22 protein-coding genes are annotated in these 25,822 nt (G+C 43.0%); 7 read left to right on the forward strand and 15 right to left on the reverse strand.

The features are described from left to right. Positions 1–227: 227 nt before the first annotated feature. A complete protein-coding gene (gene uvrA, locus A7D14_RS02530) occupies positions 228–3,005 on the reverse strand; it encodes an excinuclease ABC subunit UvrA (protein ID WP_067029608.1) in 2,778 nt (925 codons plus the stop codon). A 250-nt stretch (positions 3,006–3,255) separates the two neighbouring features. On the opposite strand from uvrA, the gene A7D14_RS02535 reads away from it, so the two are divergent. Further along, positions 3,256–3,837 carry an RNA polymerase sigma factor gene (locus A7D14_RS02535; protein WP_067029648.1) on the forward strand — a complete coding sequence of 194 codons (582 nt, stop codon included), beginning with the start codon at positions 3,256–3,258 and terminating at the stop codon, positions 3,835–3,837. Between the two features lie 249 nt (positions 3,838–4,086). Here A7D14_RS02535 and nth read toward each other — a convergent pair whose 3' ends face one another. Beyond that, a complete protein-coding gene (gene nth, locus A7D14_RS02540) occupies positions 4,087–4,749 on the reverse strand; it encodes an endonuclease III (RefSeq protein ID WP_067029611.1) in 663 nt (220 codons plus the stop codon). 55 nt (positions 4,750–4,804) lie between these two features. Between nth and bcp the strand changes: the two genes are divergently transcribed. Then, positions 4,805–5,263 (forward strand): thioredoxin-dependent thiol peroxidase, encoded by a 459-nt coding sequence (gene bcp / locus A7D14_RS02545; protein WP_067029613.1) that lies wholly within the window; start codon positions 4,805–4,807, stop codon positions 5,261–5,263. A gap of 409 nt (positions 5,264–5,672) precedes the next feature. On the opposite strand, the gene A7D14_RS02550 is transcribed toward bcp, so the two are convergent. Further along, on the reverse strand, positions 5,673–7,124 hold the full coding sequence (locus A7D14_RS02550) for a nicotinate-nucleotide adenylyltransferase (protein ID WP_067029615.1): 1,452 nt from the start codon (positions 7,122–7,124) through the stop codon (positions 5,673–5,675). Between the two features lie 77 nt (positions 7,125–7,201). Here A7D14_RS02550 and A7D14_RS02555 point away from each other — a divergent pair, with 77 nt between their 5' ends. The 4 genes from A7D14_RS02555 to A7D14_RS02575 all read left to right on the forward strand — a co-directional run bounded on the left by A7D14_RS02555 (position 7,202) and on the right by A7D14_RS02575 (position 9,424). Further along, complete coding sequence (locus tag A7D14_RS02555) at positions 7,202–7,978, forward strand: MBL fold metallo-hydrolase (protein WP_255307367.1); 777 nt, start codon at positions 7,202–7,204, stop codon at positions 7,976–7,978. Between the two features lie 5 nt (positions 7,979–7,983). After that, positions 7,984–8,478, forward strand: a complete 495-nt coding sequence (locus A7D14_RS02560; RefSeq protein ID WP_067029617.1) for a hydrolase — start codon at positions 7,984–7,986, stop codon at positions 8,476–8,478. A 350-nt stretch (positions 8,479–8,828) separates the two neighbouring features. Next, complete coding sequence (locus A7D14_RS02570; protein ID WP_067029621.1) at positions 8,829–9,110, forward strand: type II toxin-antitoxin system RelE/ParE family toxin; 282 nt, start codon at positions 8,829–8,831, stop codon at positions 9,108–9,110. Between the two features lie 11 nt (positions 9,111–9,121). Beyond that, positions 9,122–9,424, forward strand: a complete 303-nt coding sequence (locus A7D14_RS02575) for a HigA family addiction module antitoxin (RefSeq protein ID WP_067029623.1) — start codon at positions 9,122–9,124, stop codon at positions 9,422–9,424. A gap of 361 nt (positions 9,425–9,785) precedes the next feature. Here the strand turns inward: A7D14_RS02575 and A7D14_RS02580 are convergent, their stop codons facing one another. The 12 genes from A7D14_RS02580 to A7D14_RS02635 form a co-directional block, all read right to left on the reverse strand. After that, the gene (locus A7D14_RS02580) at positions 9,786–11,630 is read right to left on the reverse strand and encodes a BspA family leucine-rich repeat surface protein (protein WP_067029625.1); all 1,845 of its coding nucleotides are present in this window, start codon (positions 11,628–11,630) and stop codon (positions 9,786–9,788) included. Between the two features lie 734 nt (positions 11,631–12,364). Next, positions 12,365–13,024 carry an alpha/beta hydrolase gene (locus tag A7D14_RS02585; protein WP_067029627.1) on the reverse strand — a complete coding sequence of 220 codons (660 nt, stop codon included), beginning with the start codon at positions 13,022–13,024 and terminating at the stop codon, positions 12,365–12,367. 9 nt (positions 13,025–13,033) lie between these two features. Then, positions 13,034–13,357: a hypothetical protein gene (locus A7D14_RS02590; RefSeq protein WP_067029629.1), complete on the reverse strand. Its 324-nt coding sequence runs from the start codon at positions 13,355–13,357 to the stop codon at positions 13,034–13,036. A gap of 4 nt (positions 13,358–13,361) precedes the next feature. Then, positions 13,362–14,615 (reverse strand): dihydroorotase, encoded by a 1,254-nt coding sequence (locus tag A7D14_RS02595; protein ID WP_067029631.1) that lies wholly within the window; start codon positions 14,613–14,615, stop codon positions 13,362–13,364. Further along, a complete protein-coding gene (locus A7D14_RS02600; protein WP_067029633.1) occupies positions 14,612–16,534 on the reverse strand; it encodes a BatA domain-containing protein in 1,923 nt (640 codons plus the stop codon). The genes A7D14_RS02595 and A7D14_RS02600 overlap by 4 nt, the downstream gene beginning before the upstream one ends. A gap of 138 nt (positions 16,535–16,672) precedes the next feature. Beyond that, positions 16,673–17,680, reverse strand: coding sequence for a glycosyltransferase (locus tag A7D14_RS02605; protein WP_067029636.1), 1,008 nt, complete (start codon positions 17,678–17,680; stop codon positions 16,673–16,675). Positions 17,681–17,718: 38 nt separating this feature from the next. Beyond that, positions 17,719–18,171, reverse strand: a complete 453-nt coding sequence (locus A7D14_RS02610) for a hypothetical protein (RefSeq protein ID WP_067029637.1) — start codon at positions 18,169–18,171, stop codon at positions 17,719–17,721. 11 nt (positions 18,172–18,182) lie between these two features. After that, positions 18,183–18,962: a sterol desaturase family protein gene (locus A7D14_RS02615; protein WP_255307368.1), complete on the reverse strand. Its 780-nt coding sequence runs from the start codon at positions 18,960–18,962 to the stop codon at positions 18,183–18,185. An 82-nt stretch (positions 18,963–19,044) separates the two neighbouring features. Then, positions 19,045–20,829 (reverse strand): tetratricopeptide repeat protein, encoded by a 1,785-nt coding sequence (locus tag A7D14_RS02620; protein WP_067029639.1) that lies wholly within the window; start codon positions 20,827–20,829, stop codon positions 19,045–19,047. 125 nt (positions 20,830–20,954) lie between these two features. After that, the gene (locus tag A7D14_RS02625; protein ID WP_067029641.1) at positions 20,955–21,893 is read right to left on the reverse strand and encodes a PD40 domain-containing protein; all 939 of its coding nucleotides are present in this window, start codon (positions 21,891–21,893) and stop codon (positions 20,955–20,957) included. Continuing rightward, positions 21,883–22,515: an SGNH/GDSL hydrolase family protein gene (locus A7D14_RS02630; RefSeq protein ID WP_313790796.1), complete on the reverse strand. Its 633-nt coding sequence runs from the start codon at positions 22,513–22,515 to the stop codon at positions 21,883–21,885. Before A7D14_RS02630 ends, A7D14_RS02625 begins: the two co-directional genes overlap by 11 nt. Before the next feature lie 348 nt (positions 22,516–22,863). Then, entirely contained in the window at positions 22,864–24,351 is a 1,488-nt protein-coding gene (locus tag A7D14_RS02635; RefSeq protein ID WP_067029644.1) for a S10 family peptidase, read from the reverse strand. A gap of 143 nt (positions 24,352–24,494) precedes the next feature. Between A7D14_RS02635 and A7D14_RS02640 the strand changes: the two genes are divergently transcribed. Then, positions 24,495–25,646 carry a Gfo/Idh/MocA family protein gene (locus tag A7D14_RS02640; protein WP_067029646.1) on the forward strand — a complete coding sequence of 384 codons (1,152 nt, stop codon included), beginning with the start codon at positions 24,495–24,497 and terminating at the stop codon, positions 25,644–25,646. Positions 25,647–25,822 lie beyond the last annotated feature (176 nt).

Below are 25,822 nucleotides of genomic sequence, written 5' to 3' on the forward strand. Positions count from 1 at the left end.
GGAACCCAAATAGACAAATGATTAGCACTGCGATGTTATGACCATATTTTGTTTTACAGAGAGGTCAATTTGTGTAAAGGGGGGTAGGCTTGATAAAAATGCCATTTGAATTGACGCATTTTTTAGCGAATGGTAAATAAATCAGAAACAGCAATGTATCCATCCAACGGTTTGGAAGAATCCATTTAACAACCGTTGAAAGCCTTATTATGGATATTTGATGCTGATTAAATCTTCTCTTTCAGATATTTAGCGGTATGGGATTTCTGGTTTTGAGCAACTTCCTCTGGAGTGCCCTCCACGACCAAATGCCCTCCATTTTCACCACCTTCTGGGCCTAGGTCAATGATATAATCTGCACATTTAATAAGTTCAATATTGTGTTCGATGACAATAACGGAATGGCCCTTGGCAATCAATTCATCAAAGGATTGCAGCAATTTTTTGATGTCATGAAAATGGAGTCCCGTAGTGGGTTCATCAAAGATGAACAGGGCTTTCTCCTTGGTATTTCCCTTTACCAAAAAGGAGGCGAGCTTTATCCGTTGGGCCTCACCACCGGAAAGGGTAGAGGAGGACTGTCCCAAAGTCACATAGCCCAAGCCTACATCCTGCAAGGGCTGTAATTTGTTTACAATCTTCTCTTGTTTGTGTGTTTTGAAGTGTGCAATAGCATCATCAATGGTCATATTGAGGATGTTGTCAATGTTTTTTCCCTCAAACTGCACCTCCAAAATTTCTTTTTTGAAGCGTTTGCCATCACAAACATCACACTCCAAATGCACATCGGCCATAAACTGCATTTCTACAGTAATTTCACCTTCACCTTTACATTTTTCACAACGACCTCCATCTACATTAAAAGAAAAGTGTTTGGCCTGGTACCCGCGTAATTTGCTCAATTTTTGGGAAGCGAACAAACTGCGGATGTCGTCATAAGCCTTGATATAGGTAACAGGATTGGAACGGGAAGACCGACCAATGGGGTTCTGGTCCACAAATTCCACATGTTTTATGTGCGAATATTTGCCTTCCATAGCACTGAACTGCCCTGCCTTTTCTCCGTAACCGCCCACTTCCTTTAATATGGTAGGATACAGGATCTTCCTTACCAAGGTGCTTTTTCCGCTCCCGGAAACCCCGGTGACCACCGTCAACATATTTAAGGGAAAGGTGACATCAATATTTTTTAGGTTGTTTTCCCGAGCGCCTTTGATTTGGATGTAATGTTTGGAATTCCTCCGTTCTGCAGGAACTTGGATTTCCTTTCTACCCGTTAGATAATCCGCGGTGAGGGAATTGGCTTGTAAAATAGCACTTAAACTTCCCGTGGCCACCACTTCACCGCCAAGGGTTCCTGCTTCAGGGCCAATGTCTATGACCTCATCAGCAGCTTTCATGATGTCTTCATCGTGTTCCACCACAATAACGGTATTGCCCAAATCCCGAAGAGATTTTAGAACTTCAATTAAATTTTCCGTGTCCTTAGGGTGAAGGCCAATGCTGGGTTCATCCAAAATATACATGGAACCCACCAAACTGCTGCCCAGTGACGTGGCCAAGTTGATACGTTGGCTTTCCCCACCAGAGAGGCTGTTCGATTTTCGGTTTAGAGTGAGATAACTCAACCCCACTTTATCCAAAAAGTCCAACCGGGTGGTTATCTCCTTTATCAATCGTTTGGCGATGGTGGTATCATGTTTCGAAAGTTGAAGTGCATCAAAGAAAGGAATCAAACGTTTTATGGGGAGTTCTATCAAATCTGAAATGGATTTTCCATCTACTTTCACATAATTGGCCTCTTTCCGAAGCCGTTTTCCTTTACAAACGGAGCATCTGGTCTTGCCCCGATAACGGGAGAGCATTACCCTATTCTGGATTTTATAGCTTTTTTCTTCGAGCTGTTCAAAAAACTTGTGGATACCCATAAAGTGTTCATTCCCGTCCCAGACCAATTGTTTTTGCTCATCGGACAATTCAAACCAAGGTTTGTGGATGGGAAAATCAAATTTGTAGGCCGAGTTCACCAATTGGTCCCGATACCAGCCCATGCTTTCACCTCGCCAGGGGAAAACCGCATTTTCATAAACGGAAAGTGCCGTGTTGGGTATTACGAGATCTTCATCAATGCCGATGACATCGCCATAGCCTTCACATTTGGGACAGGCACCGTAGGGATTGTTGAAACTGAAAAGGTGTACATTGGGCTCCAAGAACTTCATGCCATCCAATTCAAACTGATTGCTAAAGACTCTGGTTTTACCATCTTCCAGATTTTCAATGGCACATTGACCCTTTCCTTCAAAAAAGGCATTGTCCACCGCATTGGCCAATCGGTTGTAGAAATCCTCATCGTCCTTTACAATGACCCTGTCCACGACCAGATCAAATTCCCGTCCAACATCTTCAGGAGCTTGATCAATACGAAGGACTTCTCCTTTATATTTTATTCGAGCGTACCCCTGTTTGGAAAATAGCTGCAACGATTTTAAGGGGTCGCGCTCTTCCTTAATTATAATAGGAGCCAGCAATAACAACTTGGTGCCTTCAGAAAGTGGTTTTATATAAGTAATGACATCGGAAACGGTATGCTTTTTTACTTCCTTCCCAGAAACAGGGGAGATGGTCTTTCCAACGCGGGCATACAATAGTTTAAGATAGTCGTAGATTTCGGTGGTGGTTCCCACAGTTGATCTAGGGTTGGTGGAATTCACTTTTTGCTCAATGGCAATGGCCGGGGCTATACCTTTTATATAATCCACTTTGGGCTTGTCCAATTTCCCCAAAAACTGACGCGCATAGGAGGAAAGACTTTCCACATAGCGACGTTGCCCCTCGGCATAAAGCGTATCAAAAGCCAAACTGGACTTCCCGGAACCCGATAATCCGGTAATCACCACCAGCTTGTTACGGGGAATGACAACATCTATATTTTTAAGGTTGTGGAGCTTGGCACCTTTTATGATGATGTTCTGCTTGGGATCTACGTTGGTAATCGCTGCCATTTGTTAAAATTAGGGCCTCAAAGATACGATACAGGACACTTAATACGTATATTGCACCAGTTAACATATAAAAAACAGCAAATCACAACATAGTTTTTAGGTCGCCTACCTAATTTTCTATATTTGAGTTGTAATTAAAATACTGATAGGCCTATACAGAAATAATTACTTTTTTAAAATTTCAACTAAATACCTAAAGTCTTTCTTGGAAAGGAAAGACCGTGATATTAACCAAAAAAAAGTAATTTGTATGGAACTACAGATTAATGACTCGATTCTAGTTAAAAACTACATTGCTGGTGATGAAAAAGCCCTTGAGGCACTCATCAACAGGCACAACCAACGAATTTCCAGTTTTATTTATTCCAAAGTTTTGGATAGGGATGTGGCAGAGGACATCTTCCAAGACACTTTTATCAAGGTTATCAAGACCTTGAAAAAGGGCTCGTACAGCGAGGAAGGTAAATTTTTGCCTTGGGTGATGCGTATTGCCCATAACCTTATCATTGACCACTTTCGGAAAAACAAGAGGATGCCCAAGTTTGAAGGCAGCGATGACTTCAACATCTTCTCCGTGATCAAGGACGATAAGCTGAATGCCGAAAAACAGATCATCAAAGATCAAATTGACAGTGATCTTACCATGTTGATAGACGAATTGCCCGAAGATCAGAGAGAAGTCTTGATCATGCGAATCTACAAGGATATGAGTTTCAAGGAAATATCCGAAAATACTGGAGTAAGCATCAATACAGCCTTGGGAAGAATGCGTTATGCACTGATTAACCTCAGAAAAATCGTTGATCGCAAGAACATCGTTTTAACGAATTAATCGGCGTTTCGTCGAACCCTGCAATATTTCCATTTTAGCGGCGTTATCTATTTGAAACATTAATGCTAGAATATGGAAAACATTTACTCTGAAGAACAAAAAGCCGTAAAAGCGGTAAAAGCAAGTCAGAAAACTATTGATTTCTTGCTTAGCTATTCAAAATCGATTCATGTAGTCAACTACAAAAAGCATCCATTTGAAGTAACTTTGAATTAAGTTCCTGAAAATCAGATGCAAAAAGAGCCGCAATTAGCGGCTCTTTTTGTTTTTAAGATGTTCGTTGATGACCGATTTTCGCCCAATGGTCTTGGTGATCACATCTTTTTCCAAGTTCCAGCCCCGTGCCGGGCAATATTCCCTTCCGTACCAGATGATCTGCAAATGAAGTCGGTTCCAGATTTCTTTGGGAAACAAGCGTTTCGCATCCTTTTCGGTCTGAACCACATTTTTTCCATTGCTGAACCCCCATCGGTACATGAGTCTATGAATATGGGTATCCACAGGAAAAGCAGGAATGCCAAAAGCCTGCGAGACCACTACGCTCGCGGTCTTGTGACCAACACCGGGCAATTCTTCAAGAAGTTCCATATCTTTTGGAACCTCACCCTTGTATTTTTCAATCAGGATTTGGGAAAGCCCATGAATTCCTTTTGATTTCATTGGGGAAAGCCCCACAGGCTTTATGATTTCCCGTATCTCCTCCACCGAAAGTTTTACCATATCATACGGATTGTCAGCTTTGGCAAAAAGAATAGGGGTGATTTGATTTACCCGCACATCCGTGCTTTGGGCAGATAACAAGACTGCAATCAGTAGGGTATAGGGGTCTTTATGGTCTAAGGGTATGGGAATGGACGGGTAAATTTCATCCAAAGTTTTAATAACAAAGTCAACCTTTTCCTGTTTAGTCATTTTTGTTTAATTTTGAATAAAAATAATTAAACAACAAAATAGAGACCATACGCATATGAATATGTTAAAAGTAGGGGATAAAGTACCTGAATTTTCTGCAAAAGACCAAGATGGAAACACAATTAATCTCAGTGATTTCAAAGGAAAGAAACTTGTTGTCTTTTTCTATCCAAGGGCCAATACCCCAGGCTGTACCCTGGAAGCCTGTAACCTTAGGGATAATTACGAAGCGCTACAAGAGGCTGGTTATGAGCTATTGGGCGTAAGTGCCGATTCCCAAAAGAAACAGGCCAACTTTAAGAAAAAATACAATTTTCCATTTCCATTGTTGGCCGATGAAGACCATACCGTCCTTGGGATTTTTGGGGTTTGGGGACCAAAAAAGTTTATGGGCAGGGAGTTTGATGGAATCCACCGCACCACTTTTGTAATCAATGGTGATGGCGTTGTGGATGAGGTCATAGAAAAAGTAAAGACCAAAGACCACGCTGCCCAGATTCTTGATGTTGGGTAATTGGGGTACTGTGTTATTAAGTTATTGTGGGTAGATGTGAAAGGTTAGAAGTGATTCGTGTCAAAAGAGAGGATGGACAATAGACCATGGAAAATAGACTTTGGTTATTGAGTTATTGTACACTGCAAACTGTTTGGGACATTGGAATTTCGGATTGGGTTACAAGCTAAATTGAGATGTCAGTTCGAGTTTTTTCCAAAGGAAAAAGTATCAAGAACGAACCCTTCTGTATCGATCACTAGGTTTTGTATTCGTGAAGATCGGTACAATCCCTTTCCGAGCCCAGGCGGGCGTGTCAAAAGGAACGTGAGACAATGGAAGAGAGAGAGAGAGAGAGAAATGAGGCTCCAAAACTCATAACCCTTAACTCGAAACTCCTAACTCACCGTACTGAAGGGCAATAACTATTTCACTCCCTTTCCTCAAGCACTTTTCGGGTAAAGAGGTGCTTTTCCTTGATTATATCAGCAATACCTTCCGGTAGTTCTTCTTCCCATCCGTCCTCACCATTGATGATTTTTTTCAATACATCCCTAGAGAAAATGTGCATGATGTCAGGATCATAATCAATAATGTCCATCACTTTCCCATTGTATTTAAAGAACTTGTACAACTCTTTCATCCTGGGGTGCACCTTAATATTGTTGCTGGTCATAATTTGACCAGTTTCTGGGTCCTTCATGGGGTAGAGGTACACTTTTAGGTCTTTAAAGAACAATTTTCCAAAAGCCTCAAGGATACCACCACTTAAATGACGGTAATATTTCTCATCAAAAATATCAACGAGGTTGTTCACGCCCATGGTAAGTCCAATTTTGGATTTGGTGTAGTTGTTGAAATATTCCACCAGCTTGTAATATTCCTGGAACTTGGATATCAACACGGTGTGTCCCAGCGAACATAACAACTCCGCACGGTCCATAAAATCCTGTTCATCAATTTCCCCGGAAGCCTTTAGGTTGGAAAGGGTTATCTCAAAGACCACAATCGTATTTTCATATTCCACGGTCTGTTCCCGTACAAAAATATCATACGATTTCTTGAACATATCCATGTTCACCTTGGTCACGGGCCTAAAACTTCCCCTGAGCGCCAAAATGTTTTTCTTGTACAGCACCGCAGCCGGTAAGAGGTTGTTCCCATCAGGTCCGAACATCACCGCATCGGTCATGTCGTTCTTGATCAACTGTAAGCTCATCAGTCTGTTGTCCACCTCCTTAAAGTTGGGACCGATAAAATTGACCATATCAATTTCCAAGGTGTCCTTATCAATATGGTCATATAAATACTTCAGTAGTTTTTTGGGCTTGTGGAACTTAAAAAATGCCCCATACATAAGATTAACGCCCAAAATGCCCAATGTTTCCTGTTGCAACCGGGCCTCATTTTGCTTAAAACGGATATGCAGGACAATTTCATCGTATTCCTTTTGGTCAGGATCCAATTGAAATCGGATTCCAACCCATCCATGACCCTTGTATCGCTTGGAAAAATCTATGGTTGCAACGGTGTTGGCATAGGTAAAGAACAAATAATCGGGATTGCTCTCGCGGCTGATCCGTTCCTCCACCAACTTCATTTCGTGGTCCAGCATTTTCTTCAAGCGCGACTGGGTCACGTACCGTCCATCTTCCTCAATACCATAAATGGCATCACTGAAGGATTTATCATAAGCGCTCATCGCCTTTGCAATGGTGCCCGAAGCGCCACCGGCCCTAAAAAAATGTCTGGCCGTTTCCTGTCCGGCGCCAATTTCTGCAAATGTTCCGTAAATATTCGGATTCAAATTTATTCTAAGGGTCTTTGCCTTTATGGAAGGGATGTTTTCAAAAGCATTCTCTTTGCTTGGTACGGTAGGCATATCCGATATATTTGTGAGGAACAAAGTTACACTCTTCATCCAATCTATTAAATAAATAAGTTATAATTTTGATTTTAATGGATGATAAAATGACCATTACCTTTTTGGGCACGGGAACCTCCCAGGGAATACCTGTTATCGGAAGTGATCATCCAGTTTGTCTGAGCAAGGACCCCAAGGATAAAAGATTGCGGGTCTCCGTTTTGGTTTCGTGGAAGGATTTTAATTATGTGATTGATTGCGGCCCTGATTTTAGGCAGCAGATGTTGACGAATCCAATCGACAAACTGGATGGAATTTTGTTTACCCACGAGCATGCCGATCATACCGCGGGCATTGATGACATTAGACCATTTTTCTTTCGTCAGGGCGATATCCCCATTTATGCCCATGAGCGCGTGATCACCTCCCTAAAAAGACGATTTGACTATATTTTTGCTGGTGAAAACCGGTATCCCGGAGCCCCGGCGGTCCAAGTGGTCCAAGTTAAAAAGGATGTTTCCATTGATTTGGGAGATTTAGAGGTCATTCCCATTGAAGCCTATCACAACCGCTTGCAGGTTTTTGGCTATCGGTTTGGGGAATTCGTGTACCTCACCGATGTGAAGCGGGTGGAAGAGGATCAAATCAAAAAGATAAAAGGAGCAAAAGTGCTGGTGGTCAATGCCCTTCGCCAAGAGCCCCACCATTCCCATTTTAATTTGGAAGAGGCCATTGCTTTCGCCAAACGGGTGGGAGCAGAAAAAACCTATTTTACGCACATCAGCCATATTATGGGTTTTCACGAAGAAGTGGAAAAAACACTGCCCAAAAACATACATTTGGCCTACGATAACCTACAATTGAAGATTTAAAGACCATGAAAAACAAAATTTTTCTCTATCTGTTTGTATTTGCCGCTTTGGTGGTGCTGTACCAATTTGTGAGTACCAGCAATATGCAAAAAGCCATGACCTCCGATGTGGAACGATTGCAAACCGAGGTGCAGGAACTGCAAGATTCTGTGCAACGCACGCAGCTGAGACTGTTGGATATGCAGTATTTTTCACTTGAAAACAATGATGATGCCCTGGTCTATTACGACCATCTCAATCTTGAAAGCCCCACACGGTACATTGAGGACAAGCTCTTGGAAACCAATGAACAATCCGGGGATAATCCGTTGATTCCCTACGAAGGAATGGAAAGCGATTTTAAGATCAATAAGATTAAGGTGCTGAACCATAAATGGATCATAGCTGATTTTTCGGACGGAAAATATTGGGGCGAATTATTGGTACAGTATGAATTGAAGGACGACCTAAGTGTTAGCTTTACCCCAATGGACCACTTGCTTTACACTCGGAGCAATTAATAGAGGGGGTTATTCAGTTATTTTGTTGTTGAGTTACTGAGTTATTGCCTGCCCGCCGCAGGCGGGGAAGTCGGAAGTCGGGAGTCGGAAGTCAGAAGTCGGAAGTCAGTATGCAGTGCACAGTCAGCAGTAATTCCTGTTTTTGGTTTTGAGCTTGCCCGCCTGCCGTAGGCAGGAACTTGCTCTTGGTTTTGTCTTGTCTCTTATCTCTTGATTTACTGCAAACTGCGTACTGAACCATTGCCCATTGCCCACTGCCCATTGCATACTGGAGAAAGCCTGCCGTAGGCAACATTTGGAAAAACCAAAAACATTACTTACATTTGGCGTTAGTAACGTAAAATGGAATTATGATAATTTCGTTTGGCTCGAAAGAAACCGAAATGATTTGGAACGGTATCCGAGTCAAAAAAATGCCGATTGAAATTCAAAATGTCGGACGTCGGAAATTAAGAATGCTGAATAATTCACAAGATATAATGGATTTGAGAATTCCACCTTCTAATCGACTTGAAAAACTGACTGGAAAACTGAACGAATTTTACAGCATCCGAATTAATAAACAATGGAGAATTATATTTCAATGGAAAAATGGAAACGCAAGTGAAGTTGAAATAGTTGATTATCACTAAAAAAGAAAATTATGGAAAAGTTAGCAAATGTACATCCTGGAGAAGTTTTAAACTTTGAATTCCTTGAGCCTTTGAAAATCACAGCTTACAGACTTTCAAAAGATTTGAAAATACCACAAACAAGAATTTCTGAAATTATAAAAGGACGACGTAGAATTACGGCGGACACAGCTTTGAGATTAAGTAAGTATTTTGGAAATTCAGCTAAATTTTGGCTTGGACTTCAAGATGATTTTGACATCGAAGAGGAAAAGGAAACCAAAGAATCGGAACTGAATGAAATCAAGCATTACGAAAATAAAAACGTTGCCTAATCGAATGGATGGCCCCGCCATTAAATGACGGAGTGCACCCCTCACATTTATCTGCCGAAGGCATGACCACCGTGCCCTTAGAATGTTCAGGGATCAACGCTCAACCACCAAAAAACCACTCCTTGACGATTTTTTTGTTTTTCCTTCACCTTGAACTCGCCTGCCTGCCGCCTTTAGGCAGGAATTTTCACGAAGGCTTGTTTGTTCATAACTCATAACTCATAACTCATAACTCATAACTCTTAATTCTTATCTCTCCTCTCTTTTCTCCTGTCTGAATAAACCAAAAACACCGGAAGACAAAATCTCCCGGCGTTCTTTATTGATAAATAGGTATTTGGGCGGCCTTTGGCCGTATTGATCAATTGCAATTTGGGTCAATGCTATCACCGATAATGTTCCAGTCATAGACACTTTCTAGAAAGATCCTGGAACCACCCGCACTAGTATTACAATACTGAAGATCAGTTGCACCCAAGTTAATATTTGAGGGGCCATTGTTGGTGTCCACATAGTTGGCCCAACCTGTCAATGTATTGCTATAGTTCTCAGAGCTAAGCCCCGATCCACTCAACATACTAGCCATATCGGTAACACTGCCGATGTCCCAGGCCCCAAGGTCCCTGTTAAAGGCAATGGCAAAAGCAAACATAGTATTCATATCGGTGACACTTCTTGTGTCCCAGCCACTGATATCCCCGTTGAAGCTGTCAGCATCTAAAAACATATAACTCATATTGGTGACACTGCTCACATCCCAGCTACTGATGTTCCCGTTGAAGGCATCGGCATCAGAGAACATATAACTCATATTGGTGACATTGCTCACATCCCAGCCACTGAGATCCCCGTTGAAGGCATTGGTATAAGCGAACATATAGCTCATATCGGTGACACTGCTCACATCCCAGCCACTGATGTCCCCGTTGAAGGTATCGGTATAAGCGAACATATAGCTCATATCGGTGACACTGCTCACATCCCAGCCGCTGAGACCGATCCCCTCAAAGGCAACAGCATCATTGAACATAGAACTCATATCGGTGACATTGCTCACATCCCACCCGCTGAGGTCACCGTTAAAGGCTTCGGCACCACTGAACATAGAACCCATATGGGTCACCTGGGAGAGATCCGGAACGTCCGTGGCGTTGTACACCATGTTCCCACAACCTGCGAAGGCACCATACATGTTGGCCCAGGGATTAGAGCCCCATTGTTCTATGCTTGCCAATTTAAGCGCATCAGCTTGAGTGACAATGCCAGCATTAACATCCATAAATATTGCCGGAAAGGTGCCCTTTATGGCCACGGTATAAGTGCCCGCCTCGGCGTACTCGTGCTGAACTGTGTAATTAATGAAATCAGCATTGGTGATGTCCTCCACCGTGCCATCGCCCCAGTCTATGGTATAGTCGTACTCATCATAGTCCGGATTCATCCCGATCTTAATGGTCTCATTGTTAACCGTGGTCACCCATGTTGTGACAAAGGAGGCGGGGTCATCGGCCAGGCTCTCGTAGACAGCGGTCACGGTAATGGTGATCTCTGCGGAGACAGGGTCGTTTACACCGTCGGTCACCGCAACGGTAATGGTGTGCCCTTCGGCAGTCTCAAAGTCCAGGGTCTTGCCCTCAGCAAGGCTCAGCTCGCCCGAGGATGCGTCGATCTCAAAAATATCGTTGTCGTTTGTGCTTATGGAGAAGGTAAGGGCATCCTGTTCCGGGTCCGAGGCCACAACGGTGCCGATCACATCGGTGTCGGCAATGTCCTCTGCCGCCTCAAAGCCCTGGGCCTCGATCACGGGGGGCTGGTTCTGTGCAACGACCTCGGTTACCTTAATGGTGACATCGGCCTTTGCGGTGGCCTTCCCGTCGCTCACGCTCACGCTGAGCACATGCTGTTTTTTGGTGTCAAAGTCCAGTGTCTTGCCGGTGGCCAGGCTCAGGGCTCCGGCATTGGTGATCTCGAACAGGTCGCCGCTGTTGGTGGCGATGCTGAAGGTGAGCTTATCGCCCTTGTCGGCATCGGTGGCGGTGACCGTTCCGATGATGGTTGCATCGGATATGTTCTCTGCGGCATTGAAGGTCTGCGCCTTGATCACGGGTGCGGTGTTCGGCGGGGTGCTTGGCCCGTCGTCCTTGCTACATGAAATTACAAGGCCCAAAGCGAGAAGGGCCAGGAAAAACAATTTTTTTTGTGACATAATTTCTAAAGTTTTATCATTAAATCCACAATTTCCCAAAACCCGGGCAAACTTTTGGGTGCGATCTGACGGATGGTGTTTTTGGGTTGATGTAGGCCGCTTTTGTATTGTTACTGCCTGCCTGCCGTAGGCAGGGATTATTCAGTTATTCAGTTATTTTGTTATTGGTTATTCAGTTATTGGAAGTCGCCTGCCCGCCGCAGGCGGGGAAGTCGGGAGTTTGAACTTGTACTTGCTCTTGCTCTTGATTTTGTCAGGTCGAGTGTTGCAAACGGAGTTTGGAATGTATCGAGACCTGCTTTGGCGGTATGCAAAAAACCGATTAGCTATGCTGAAAATTTGATTTCTCGATACCCGCCTTTGCCGCAGGCAGGCAATTTTTCTTTGGTTTCGACTTTAGTTTATCCTGAGCATAGACGAAGGGCTCAACCACCAAAAAACAACTCCATGACGATTTTTTTTTGAACTCGCCTGCCTGCCGCCTTTAGGGAGGTTTCAAGGTCTCATGTTGCAGGGGTGGGATGCCGAAACTAGTTCGGCATGACGTTGCGCGCTATCCTTTACAGAAATGACATTGGTACCAGTATTGGGTTACTGCATACTGCATACTGCATACTGAATTACTGGGTTATTGGAACTTGCTCTTGCTCTTGATTTTGTCTTGTGTCTTGTGTCTTTTCTCTTTTCTCTTTTCTCTAGTCTCTTGGATTACTGCCCATTGCCCCACTGTAAAATCAAAGATGCTCCACCAGCCACTTTCGGAAGGAATAGAAGTTTTGCTGGGATACGCCATGGCCAACGGGGAATTCCTCATAGGTAAAATTGATGTTCAACTTTTTTAGGAAATCCGGGGTTTTTTGGGCCCATTCCACCGGAATTACTTGGTCTACCTGCCCGTGTGATGCATAAATATGGAGTTTGCTGTGGTCTTTTTTGGCATAGTCCTTCCGCAAAATGCCTTCATTGATATAACCGCTCAATGCTACAACATTCTTCACTTTTTCAGGAAAGGAAAGGGCAACGGCATAGCTCAATATGGTCCCTTGGCTGAACCCCAAAAGGGTGATGTTTTCTTCATCCAAATTAAAGGTTTCAATGGCTTCATCCATAAAATCCGCAATTTTGTCCCGGGATTTCTTGGCTTGCACGTCATCGCTCCATTTCCCATACTCGGCATCAAAATTTATGGCATACCAAGCATATCCAAAAGGATCCAGATCATAGGGAGCCCTAACCGAAATCACCTCTAACTCTTCAGGAAGTTCAGAAGCAAAGGAAAAAAGGTCTTCTTCATTGCTTCCATACCCATGAAACATAAACAGGGCCGGTTTTTTTCCAGATGTTAGGGATGATGGGCGTACAAGGTATTCCAAAGACAATGAGGTTGGGGACATTATAGAATTTTAAGAAATAAAGGTAAACCATTTTTGAAAATACATGCCCAAAACAGGCAAGGGCTTGGTCTTTTCATTGAGTGCTTGCATGAATCCATAGCCCCAAAGCACAAGATAAAAAAGGTACAGCGGGATGGATAGATAAACAATTCCCATAAAGGTGAGCACTATGGCCAACGCATGGAACAAAAGGTGAATGCCAAAAGCTTGCCGAATGTGAAAGCGGGCAAAGGCATTTTTGGGTTCCATGTTCATGGTAATGGCGATCAAACACCCCACAATGGTGATGTAGGCTACAATGGCTGTTGTTCTTCCGGGATTGGATTGGCTCAAAATATTAGATTGAAGTTTTGTTATTATTGATTACACCATATGCATTACCCTTGAGCGGCGCTCCCAAGAACATACTGTTTTTGGACGTGGACAAAATATTTTCCAGCGTAAAGTTACGTTCTTCGTCTGGATCAAATAGGGTCAAGCATGCTTTCTCACCTTCTTTTAAAATTGGGGTTTTCAGACTAAAACGCTCCCTGCCTTTCGTTAAAAGTGAAATGGTTTGTTCCACACCAAAAATGGGGTTTAGGCTGCCGAAGGCCGTTTCCAGACCAAGGGTGCCATCCAGGGCGTTGTCAAACTCCACCCGTTTTCCTTCAACATCGATTGGGATGTGGTCACTGGTCACAAAATCTATGGTGCCATCCTTTAATCCTTTGATCAGCGCCTTGACATCCTGTCTGGTCCGAAGGGGAGGGGATACCTTAAAACTCGAATCAAAATCTTCCAATGAGTCATCTGTAAAGACCAAATTATGGATGGCCACACTGCAACTTACATCCAAGCCTTTTTTCTTGGCATTGGCAATCAGTTTCACGGATTCTGCAGTAGAAATGGTAGGGATATGCAATTTTCCGCCCGTGTATTCAAGGATAAACAAATCCCTTGCAATTTGAAGCTCTTCGGCCAAAGCGGGAATCCCTTTAAGTCCCAATCGGGTAGAAACCTCTCCTTCATGTACAATGCCCTTTCCTTTTATATGGACATCCTGCGGATGGGAAAATACCAATCCATCAAAATTTTGGGCATACAGCAAGGCAATTTTTAAGAGATTGGGATTGGTAATCTGTTGTTTGAAATCGTAAAAGGCCACAGCCCCCGCATTTTTCATGTCGTACAACTCGGCCAGGTCAATACCCTCAGCATTTTTGGTCAGCGTTCCCAACGGGTGTAGGTTGGTCGGTTTCCCCAAACTGCGCTCTTTCAAAAACACCACATCAGAGCTGGTATCCGGAACAGGATAGGTGTTGGGGTACAGCACAATGTCCGTGAATCCGCTTTTGCTGGCCACATAAAGTCCATTGGAAATGGTTTCCCGTTCTTCATGGCCGGGTTCGCCAAAACTCACACCACTATCAAACCAGCCTAAGGAGACATGTAGGTTTTTTAGGTCGACCAGTTTCGTGTTGGAAGGTGCTTCAATGGAGGTGGCAATCTTTTCAATAATCCCTTTTTTAATAAGGATGTCCCGCTTTTTCAAGTGCAGCTCCTTATTCCCTGGGCACACGATTTTTGCAGACTTCAGCAGAATGTTCATGTAATGAATTTTTGGATGATTACCTCGGTCAACGCCAAAAGCAACGCTAAAATAACAAACCATTTCCAATATGCGGTAATATTGCTTTCGGCTTCCAAGTATTCAAAAAGCGATGCAATGGTATCTTGGGTATTGGCATTTGGCAAGCTTTCAACATCCAGATAATTAAGTTTGCTTTCGGTTCTGGGATAATTAAAACTGATGTTTTGCAAAGGCCGCCCCTGTTGATTGATGGTGTAAATGCCATCCAAAGTTGGATTTTGATCAAAAGTCAATCGCACACGGTTTGGAAAGGTCTGTTGCAACGGAATGAAATTGTAATCCGCCTTTGAAACATTTAAAATATCATCACTTCCCAAATTTGTGGAAATATCAACTGCACTGATTTCTCCTAGTGAATGGTAAATATCTGGACTTTGGAGACTGGAAATGGCCATATTGTAGAACGTAGGCACGATCAAAGGGGAGTTCTTAAAGTTTGAATTGTCCGTTTCCAGGGAGGCGGTAAAAAGGTAAAACCCATCATTCCCGACCAAAAAGGCATCATTTCCCTCCAAAGCAAGAATTTTGGACAGTCGCGACTGCACCTTGAAATATTCTTTTACGGTGGGGTATTGAAAATTGGTGACTTCTTTTTCAAACACATTTTTGTACAACGGATGATCAAAGGATATGGAAGTCACTTTGGTGCTGTTGGCCACTTTTTCTGTTAGCTGGCCTGCCGAAAAGTTGGACAGAAATGAATTATAGGAGGTTACATCGCTCTCGTTTGAAGGTACCACAATGATGGTGCCTCCATTGTCCTTGAAGGTGCGAAGCACATGTTGCAAACTATTGGGAATGGATTGGAGATTGTCCAATACCACTACATTTTGCTCATCCAAAGCGCTATAATCCAATTGGTTCAAAGAAAATTTTTGGAATGCGAACTCACTATCCGGATACAATCGTTCCAAATAGTCATTTTCTGAGTTACTGATGGCAAGGACCTTTATTTTTTCCCTTTCATTGATGTTGAAATAGAATCGATTATCGTACCCCAATCCATTTTCGGTAATGCTCAGTCTTCCATTGATTTTTTGATTTCCCGGAATGGAAAAGACCACTTCGGCAGTGCCGTTGGAGGTGAACTTGGCAGCAGATTTGGCAATGAGCGTGTCATTGTTGAATAAGGAAATGGGCAGATTTTGTTCTTCTGAACCTCCAGAAAGCAAAACGGTAAGGGTCGGCTGCTCCGCCAATTCATCCTGAAGGTAAACCGAATCTATGGCCACATTTTGTGCCTCCCTTGGCTGGATGGACACCAGATATGGAGTGAAAATGGAATCCAATACAGTATTGTTTGAGGCGATTTGTTGTTGAAAATCTGATATGATGATCAAATTCTTTACGCTGCTGTTCGATTTGGAAAAGAGCGTACCAGCTTTTAGTCGGATTTCATCAAGATTCAGTTGTTTGTGGGAATAGGGGAGTGACAGCAGCACATTTTGGATGTCTTTTATAGTAACGCCATTGTAGGTACTTTCATTGGTAAACAAGCTAAAAACCGTTTCGCCTTCCACATTCCGAATAAGGTCTTGCACCGCTTTTTCCAACAAGGAAAGTCCGTTGTTCTTGGCCTGCATACTGAACGAATTGTCCAAATACACCACCGTCTCTTTTTCTTTTAGGGCGGTTTCGGTGGAAGAAAAGGGCTGTGCAAAGGCAATGATGAGGGCGGCCATCAATAACAATCGTGTCAACAGCAACAACCATTTCTTCAACGTATTGCTCTTTCGGGATTCGGAAACCACCTTTTGCAGCATGGCCACATTGGTAAAGGGCGTTTTCTTATACCGACGTAATTGAAAAAGATGAATGAGGACAGGAATGACGAGTAGTGCGAGGGCCCAAAGAATTTCCGGATGTTTAAACTGCATTCCCAACTTTGATTGAACAAATATAGCGATTAAAATAGTGCAGGGCTATCAATTTCATAGTTAAGGGAGTGGTAAAAGTAAAAAGAGGATGGGTGAAGGGTGATGGGTGAGGGGTAAAGGGTGAAGGGTGATGGGGATTTAGCAAAAGAAAAAATAATCGTGCATGGGTTGTTGCTTCAATCCTTTAAAATGGGCCCTGATTTCTTTTTGGGCGTCCTCGTTGGCCACGGTTATAATGCTCTGTGGGTTGTCCAAATCCTTCAATGCTTTAAAATGAACGAGTTCCACACCATATATTTTCTTTCCAATTTTTTTAGGGTTGTCGCACAGCCACGTAAAATCGATTTGTTGTTCCAAAAGTTTCTGTGCAATGGTTTTTCCTTTAAAACCCGCCCCCCAAATGGCCAAAGGTCGATTTTCATCAAAATCAAGTTTTAAAAAATAATGGAGTTTGATGTCCAAGAAATAATTTTGCGCATAGTGCTCATGGGTGCGGGAGGTTCTGGTGTCATAATCGCGCCATAAATGCAAGACTTCATCACAGGGAATTATTTTCAATCCCTTCTCATAGAACCGAAAAGTCAGGTCATAATCTTCAGGATATTTGTCAGGACGAAATGCACCACATGCTTCAAAGTCTTCCCGATATACCATCCAACAGGGAGAGGGAATGACACATTCCTTGTAAATTTCACTGTAATTGTCTCCCGTGGCCGTCAACTGGTTCAGCCAAGCTTCGTAGCGTTCGTAACCATTGCTGATGCCTCGGTCCGAAAAATAATGAACTTGTCCCACCGCGACATGCCATTTCCCAGAGGCCAAAAGTGAGTTTACCATGACCTCCAGCCGATTCGGCTTCATGATGTCATCTGAATCCATTCGTGTGATGAACTCCCCGGAACTTTGGGCATAAGCAGTTCGCAAAGCGGGAATGATGCCCACGCCAACATTGTTGAACACTTTTATGCGCGAATCTTTTTCAGTGTATGAGTTGAGCACTTCAAAACTATGGTCACTGGAGTGGTCGTTCACGGCAAGAATTTCCCAATTCTGATAGGTTTGATTCAGGATGGAGTCCAGACATTCGGGAAGAAAATGCGCGGTATCCTTGAAGGGAATACAAATACTGACCTTGGGATTTTGCATGGTACAAAGAAACTAAATCCCAAGGCAAATACATGATCTTAGTCAAAAGACAGTAAATCTGGTGGTACATAGCTTGCCTTCGCCTTTTCGTCAGAAAAAATATTGAATCCATAATGTTGGTCCAACAGTTCTTTGAAAGCAACCTTCAATCGGGGAAACTCCTCAATAAAATCAGAAAAGGTGGATGAAGAAGATTTTTTGACAAAATGATGTACCACTTTTACCGCTGCCACAGTGATCGTGGTATGGAATTTATTCCCTTTGCCATGTACAACATCAAAATGTTTGATGCCGGAACATGCCTTTTCCACTGCTTTTTGTTCCCCATGGTTTTGAATGTAGACCCAAGCCATTCTTAAATGGGCTTCATGGTCAAACAGCTTGGGATTTAGATTTCCGTTTTCAAAAGCTTCCACAAATTCTGAGTCACTGAATTGTGAGTGATGGGTATGATTTTTACCATACCATAGATTTGGATTGGTGCAGGACATAAACTCGAATTTTATAATGCTTGATCCTTGCTGATGTCCTTGAAGGTCAACATATCCCAAACCCTTCTTGAGGCACCGTTGTAAAATCCAGTTTCGTGTGTATAACCCTTTGGGTTATTGAAGGTTCCGAAAATGATATCAAAAAGAGAGATGTCTGAATAATTATAGGCATGGATTCCCTTGGCATGGTGGACGGTATGCGCTTCAGGGCGTTGAATGATGTAACCAATCCACCTTGGTGTTTTTATATTGGCATGTTGAAAGATGCCCAAAAACGTGGTGATCAAAATAAAGAGCGTAGCGGCTTCGGGAGTGAATCCTGCAACGACCACCAAACAAAGGCTTCCCAATAACGAAAACCCGATCATGTCCATGGGACTGAAATAAAAGGCACCGTAGCTGTCCATGCGTTCCGCACTGTGGTGCATTTGATGGAATACTTTCCATAGCTTATCGTTTTTGTGCATGGTATAATGCCAACCATATAGGGCAAACTCATAGATCATGACAGCTACAAAGGCTCCCCAACCCGCTCCTAGTGCGGTCAGGTCAAAAATTTGGTAATCCACCAAATAGGTGTCCCAAATCAATGGGAAATAGGTGGACAGATAAAAAAACACTCCAAAGGAAACCAGCCCCCGTAGTTTCCAATTCTTAACTTTTGGCAATTCCCTGGCTGGAAAAAGGGCTTCCCAAATCATCAATGCCCCATACATTCCCAGCACAATGAGAGAAATTGGGTCGGTAAGTACCGCCCAAGGGTTTGGCAAATTTTGAATAATCTCTAGCATTTCTATATTGTTTTTGATTGTTGTTCAATCGTATAGGCTAAAGTTTTCGCCTTACATTGTAAGGAAAGTGGTGTAAGTCGTATTAAACGGTCCACTCATGTGGAATTTCGGGCTCATAGCTGCAATGGGTTCCTGTCTTGATGGAGTTGGCCAAATGTTTGGCCAGTTGGGGATGTACTTTCTCAATTTTTTTGATGGCATTCCGAATACGCCATGTTACTGCCGCCCTGGCTTTTTCCATTGATGATCCTGTTTTCCGGATCTTATTGGACAGTCCCATAACTTTTGACAAGTGTTCCACCAATGTCTCGTATTCGCCCCTTAACTGGTCGGCCTTTTGGTGCATTCCCATTTCTTGGGCATCATCAATATCAATCTTCAATGCCCTAATCTTATTTTTGTACTCCTTCATGGCCTGATCATCGATCATTGAAGTTCCCGAAGTTTCCAGGACAACGCCCATGAGTTCGGAGCAATTCAGTTGTTTTTCAGGCTGTTCCAACAATTTGGCTATGTCATGTAGGCCTTTGCAGTCTTTTATGGCCACAGATAGATTCAAATAGGAGAGTTCCCATAAATCCCCGTTATGAATAAATTTTCCCTTTGTAACGGCCTCTGCGCGTGGAACAATGGATTGAACGGTTTTCTTTGGGGAATCACCCAACATAAAATTCCAAAAGGGTTCCAAGTTGCTTTTTACCTTATAGGGATTGACCACTTTTTGCCAATCCACGGCCTCTTGGTTGGTCGCCTCTTTTCCTTCATTGATGTTTCTTTTGAATAGTTCCAGATATTTCTTCCAGTACGCATTCATCTGCCCATACTGGGAAAGATGGTAATAGGCCGCGGCCAAATATGCTGTAAAATCGGTCCAAATGGAAAGGTTGGCCACCTTTTCACCCAATTCAATCGCCTTTTTGTAATCTCCCTTTTCAAAATATACCAACATGCCGATGGGCAGATAGGGTTCGGGGTGCAACGGATTTAGATTACGTGCCTTGATGTACCAATTTTCGGCTTCCTCTAAATATCCCAACCAAACAAAACAGTTGGAGATCAGGATCAAATTTCCGGCATCATTGGGATTCATCCGCAATGACTTTCTGAGCAAATGTTCGGATTTGTCATAATCTCCCAAATAAAGAAAAGTTCTTCCCAGAACGGCCAATGAAATATAATCGTTTTCATCCAATTCTATGGCCTTGAGGGCATAATCGTGCGCTCCTTTTTGGCTTACTTCCCACCGATCCCACAACTGGCAGCTCCATTCGTTAAAATAGGAAAGGGAAATACCCGTGTATGCCCTTGCGAACAAAGGATCGATTTTTAGGGCGGCCTTAAAATATTCCCGAGCGGCCAAATCGCTCTCAACCGTGCCTTTTTTCAACTCTTTTATCCCCAAAAGCCAATTTTCATAGGCCGCAAGCTCAACGGATTCTTTTTTATAGGAGTAGGAGAGCAGGTCATGTTCTATCTGTTGTTGCAGCACGTTCACCATTTGTTGGGTAATGGTATCCTGTGCATTTAGGATGGTTTCCATTGCCTCATCATGATTTCCGGCAAAAACCACTCTGTTATCCTTGGTCCTGATGAGCTGAATTCCAATTCTATACCCTTCGGTAATGGGTCTAAAACTTCCTGTAATGATGTAGTCGGCCCCTAATTTGCCAATAGATTCGGTATCTGCAATATCTGAAATACCCAAGGTAGAATATTGGGAAATGACCGATAGGCCAATAAACTTTGAGAAATTAATGATGAGGTCTTCGGTGAAACCCTTTATGATAGGGCTCATGGAATTCTCTGCCCCAATAATTTGAAAGGGCAATACAGCAATTGTAGTCTCCTTATTACCAACCAGTTCCACCTAAAAATACAATTGAATGTCAAAGATACAAAAGATCACCTATGATGGATAAAACATGGTGCATGCCTTTGCTGTTTTTGTATGCTTTGGTGATATGGGCATATATATGGTCTGCAATCCTGTAATTATGGTTGAAGTTGCATAGGTTTTATTCCGGTCTTGTACAACCTGCTGTTTCCATTCTCATAGGAATTGAGAAATTGCACCAACGATTCCATAGTTAGAATCGGGCCATCGGGATTTGAGGTTCTTCGGCTTGTAAAATACAGTATGTTGTTGGTTTCATCCACAAAAGGGCAATAATCCATTTGTTTTGAATTAATGGGCTGGGGAAGAGGCCGGGCCTTGGACCATTCTCCTGATGCATTCTTGAAACTGATGTACAAATCGCCACTTCCTTGTCCATCTTCACGGTTATATCCACCAAAAATCAAGTACGTATCCTCTTTTGAGATGTAGGCATTGTATTCGTACCCTTTGGAATTGATGTTTTCATCCAAAGAAATGGGTTCTGAGTAGGTTCCATTCTTGAATTCGCTGAAAAAAATGTCATCCTCACCTTTGGACTCAGGTCGGTCAGCCGTGTAATAGAAATTGCCATTTTGGGCTACGGTGGGATAAAACTCGTTATGTTCAGAATTAATGGGTTTTCCCATATTAATGGGTTGGGACCAAGCCGATGTTTTTGATAACCGCTCCACATACCAAATATCATAATCCTTGGTTCCTGAAATGGAATCATGCAACGGGCGATTTGATACGAAATAGAGCCGCAGCCCATCTGGGGACAAAAACGGTTCCATGTCTTTATAGGTTCCCGAAAAGGGAGCAACCATTGGAGTTCCCCACGCATCACCATTTTTGGATGAGGTGGAAATCACCGAAACCTCCTCGGTTTGGGACTGAATGGTAAAATAGGCTTCAGAACCCGAAGCATCCATGGTAAAATCCCTGACCTTGTCAAATTCCTTTAAAACCTCCATTGCAGGATGCACGGTAATTTCATTTTGCCCAAAAGCAATCAGTGTGCAAGTAAAAAATATAAGGAACAGCCTATTTTTCATTTTTGATGACTTGGGCGATAGCTTTTTGGACCAATCTTTCCATTTCGGCATAGCCAGCCTTGGTCAGATGGACTTCATCCGTGGTCAATGCTTTGGGAAGTCCGTTGCGGTCATCGGCCATTGCCGAGAAATAATCCAAATACATCACCCCCTGTTCACTGGCCATGTTTTTGAGCAGCGTATTGAGCTTGGGAATCTTAATATTGGGCTGAAGACCCGGTCGCCAAGGGTAGTCATATGCCGGAAGTACTGAGCAAACAATGGGAGATATATTGTTGGCCTTTGCCAGCTCCACCATGGAAAGGATGTTGTCCCTGATCTGTTCCAAGGTCATGGGGCCAGTATTGCCCGCAATATCGTTGGTTCCCGCCAAAATGACCACAATTTTTGGATTTAAGTCGATAACATCTTGTCGGAACCGCAACAGCATTTGTGGTGTGGTCTGCCCGCTGATTCCTCGATTGATGTAGGGGTTGTCCGTGAAGAAATCCTGATTGGCGTTGGACCAACCTTCGGTAATGGAGTTGCCCATGAACACCACTCGGTTTTCGTTTTCCGTAGGAGTAGACAACGCAGTATTGGCTTTCTTATATTTTTCCAAATTGGGCCAGTCTTGGGCCATAATTTTTGTAGAGGTCGACAATCCTAAAAAAGAAAGCATAAGCCAGAGTATCGTTTGTTTTTTTAACATGTGCTGTTTTTGTTAAAAATAAGAAATTGTACCCTTATCATAAAGTGAATAAGAAATGATAACGAAATCCCATCCCAATTTTGTTAGAATGTTTTTAAAAGGTGGTTAGGGAATGCTGAAAACAAAAAAGAGGGTGTCTAAAAAGCAACAAAAGTTTGAACTTGTCAGTTCGAGCGCAGTCGAGAACCTAAAACATGTTGGTAATCAATGGGTTTCGTCTGCGCTCAACCTGACAGCTAACGAGCTTTTTAGACCTCTCAGATTTTGTTCTAAATCAATTTAATATTTCGCACTTTTCCCATTGGTTTGGGTTCTTATGATAAAATCCCGGATATCATCATTGGCTTTTTGAAGGTCTTCCCTTCTCAAATACATCATGTGTCCAGAGCGGTAGCCCTTAAAATCAAAACGGTCTTTCATACGTCCGCTGGGATCTACTTGCGACATGGTATATTTGGCCGCAAAATAGGTGCAGGCTCCATCATAGTATCCAGACTGGACCAAAACATTCAAATACGGGTTTTGGGCCATAGCTTGGCGAAGGTTTTCCCTAACATTGTCATCATCGTTGTTCCAAGGATGTACCGGACCGAACATATTGTATTTTATATCCGTTTTGAACCCTAGTTCTTCCTGCAAATAATAATTTATAGCAGGAGTAAAACTGTGCAACCAAGACGTCAACTCAGGGGCATAGTCGGGGCTATCACCAAATAGTTGTCTGTCAATTCCCAAATAGCGACTGTCCAATCGCCCAATGGTATACCCACCTTTGTCTTTTAAAAGTGCTTTCCAGAAAAATTGGGTGGGCACAACCAAATTATGGTCTACGATGTCCTTTTCTTTCAGTCCCGTATAGTAGGCCATTTGTTTGGCAACCTCATTACGTTCTGCCTCAGGAATGAACCCACCTTTGGCAATGGCAGGCAATAAGGTGTTGATGGTATATTCTTCCACTTCTGGGAGGACCTCAAGCAAATCCTTGCTCTGTAATGCTGATGGCAAAGCCTTGTGATGCCAAGCAGCAGCAGCAAAATAGGGAAGATTCAATGCGCTGGAAACAGGGTCGTTGTCGCGGAACACCTTATAATCGGCTGGGGATACCATAATAACGCCGTTCAGGTACATCCATTGCTGGTTCTGAAGTGCCAAGGAAAGTCCCATCACACGGGTTCCTCCATAACTTTCACCAACAATGTACTTGGGTGACCTCCACCGGTTGTTTCGGGTAACGAAAGTATTCAGCCATTCGGCCAAATATTCAGTATCGGCATTGATTCCAAAAAACTTTTCCCGTTGTACTTTTTCACCTGTCTCTGGGATGGTACGGGAATATCCGGTATTGGCAGGGTTCACGTAAACAATATCGGTCACATCCAATACGGAATAGGGGTTGTGGTCCACTCCATAAGGTTGGACAGGATAGCCCTCCTCATCAATTTTAAGGATTCTGGGGCCGGTATAGGCCAAGTGCATCCAAACTGAACCGGAACCTGGACCGCCGTTGAAGGAAATCAATAGAGGACGTTCGGCCCTGTTCTTCACATTGTCCCTTGTATAATAGGTATAATGGAGCGAAGCAATGGGTTCTCCCATTTCATCCCATACAGGTTGGGTTCCCGTTGTGGCCGTGTAGTTAATGTTGACACCTTTTATAGTGACCGAGTGCTTTGTGGTCACTGTGGTATCCACAGGTAGTTTTCGGTTTTGGGCAATGGTTAGGGAAGCGCATAAAACTATGCCTAAAGCAAGATAAATTTTTCTCATAGTATCAAGTTGAATTAGTCTAAGGCTAAAAGTAAGTATTTTGAAATTTCTTTTTTTGTTAAAAGAATTGTAAAAACGTAGAAAATCCTGTCCATACAAGCATTATTTTTAACTTTATGATACACTGACTAAACACATGATCAATGAAAAACTTATCTAGAAGAAATTTCAATACCTTAATGGCCAAAGGCATGGGAACTGCCGCCATTATGGCAACCACACCATTGGCCTGCGCCATGGGAAGCGGACAGGACAAAAAGAAATTGGGAATCGCATTGGTGGGCCTCGGCAGCTATAGTACCTATCAATTGGCTCCGGCCTTGCAAGATACCGAACATTGTTATCTATCGGGAATTGTAACGGGAACCCCGGAAAAGGAAAAAATATGGGCCGACAAATACAACATCCCAAAGAAAAATATCTACAACTACCAGAATTTTGATGATATCGCCAATAATGATGACATTGATGTGGTCTATGTGGTGCTTCCCAACAGTATGCATGCCGAGTTTTGCATACGTGCCGCCAAGGCTGGAAAGCACGTGATTTGTGAAAAACCTATGGCAGTAAGTGTTGAGGAGTGTGATGCCATCATCAATGCCTGCAAAGAAGCTGGTGTGAAACTGGGTGTTGGATATCGATTACAGTCTGAGCCCTACACCAATGAGGTGAAACGTTTTGTGCGTGAGAAAACGTTTGGCAATATCAGGTATGTTTCGGCGGATGCTGGGTATCATTCAGGTGGAAATCCTGATCAGTGGCGTTTGAACAAGGAACTTTCCGGAGGAGGTGCTTTGCTCAACATGGGCGTTTATGCCATCCAAAGTACCATTTATGGTTCAGGACAGAATCCCATTTCGGTCACTGCGCAGGAATACAGCACGCGTCCAGAATATTTTAAGGACACCGATGAGACCATTACGGCCCAATTTGAGTTTCCCAACGGAGCTGTGGGGAACATCATGACATCACATAATATCAATGCCAACAGCATGTATGTGTCCGCCGAATCGGGGTGGTTTCAATTGCAACCTGCCAATAGTTACGGCCCATTGAGTGGAAAAACCTCAAAAGGAGATGTGATTGAGTTTCCACACGAGCGTCAGCAAAAATTACAGATGGATGATTTTGCCAAACATGTACTTTTTGATGCACCCAATATTGCCCCCGGTGAAATGGGCAAGCGTGATATGATCATTTGTGAAGCCATCTATGAATCCATCGCCAAAGGCGGTCAAAAAATAGCACTCGACTTGGCACCCGGATACGGCTTTGGGGGATTGCCAACATCGTGAAAATTTTAGGGCGTTGGCGATAAAGTGTTCTCTAAAATGCTCAAAACCAAAACTTACCATTTAAAAAAATAGCATTGTAAGCATGTAAATTCTGAAAATTTTAAGTTTTTTTGTACTAACAAATCTTATGTAATATGAAAAAACTTATAATTCCTACGTTGGTCGTGCTGTTTCTT

Source organism: Allomuricauda sp. CP2A (genome assembly GCF_001683915.1).
Taxonomy (GTDB): domain Bacteria; phylum Bacteroidota; class Bacteroidia; order Flavobacteriales; family Flavobacteriaceae; genus Flagellimonas.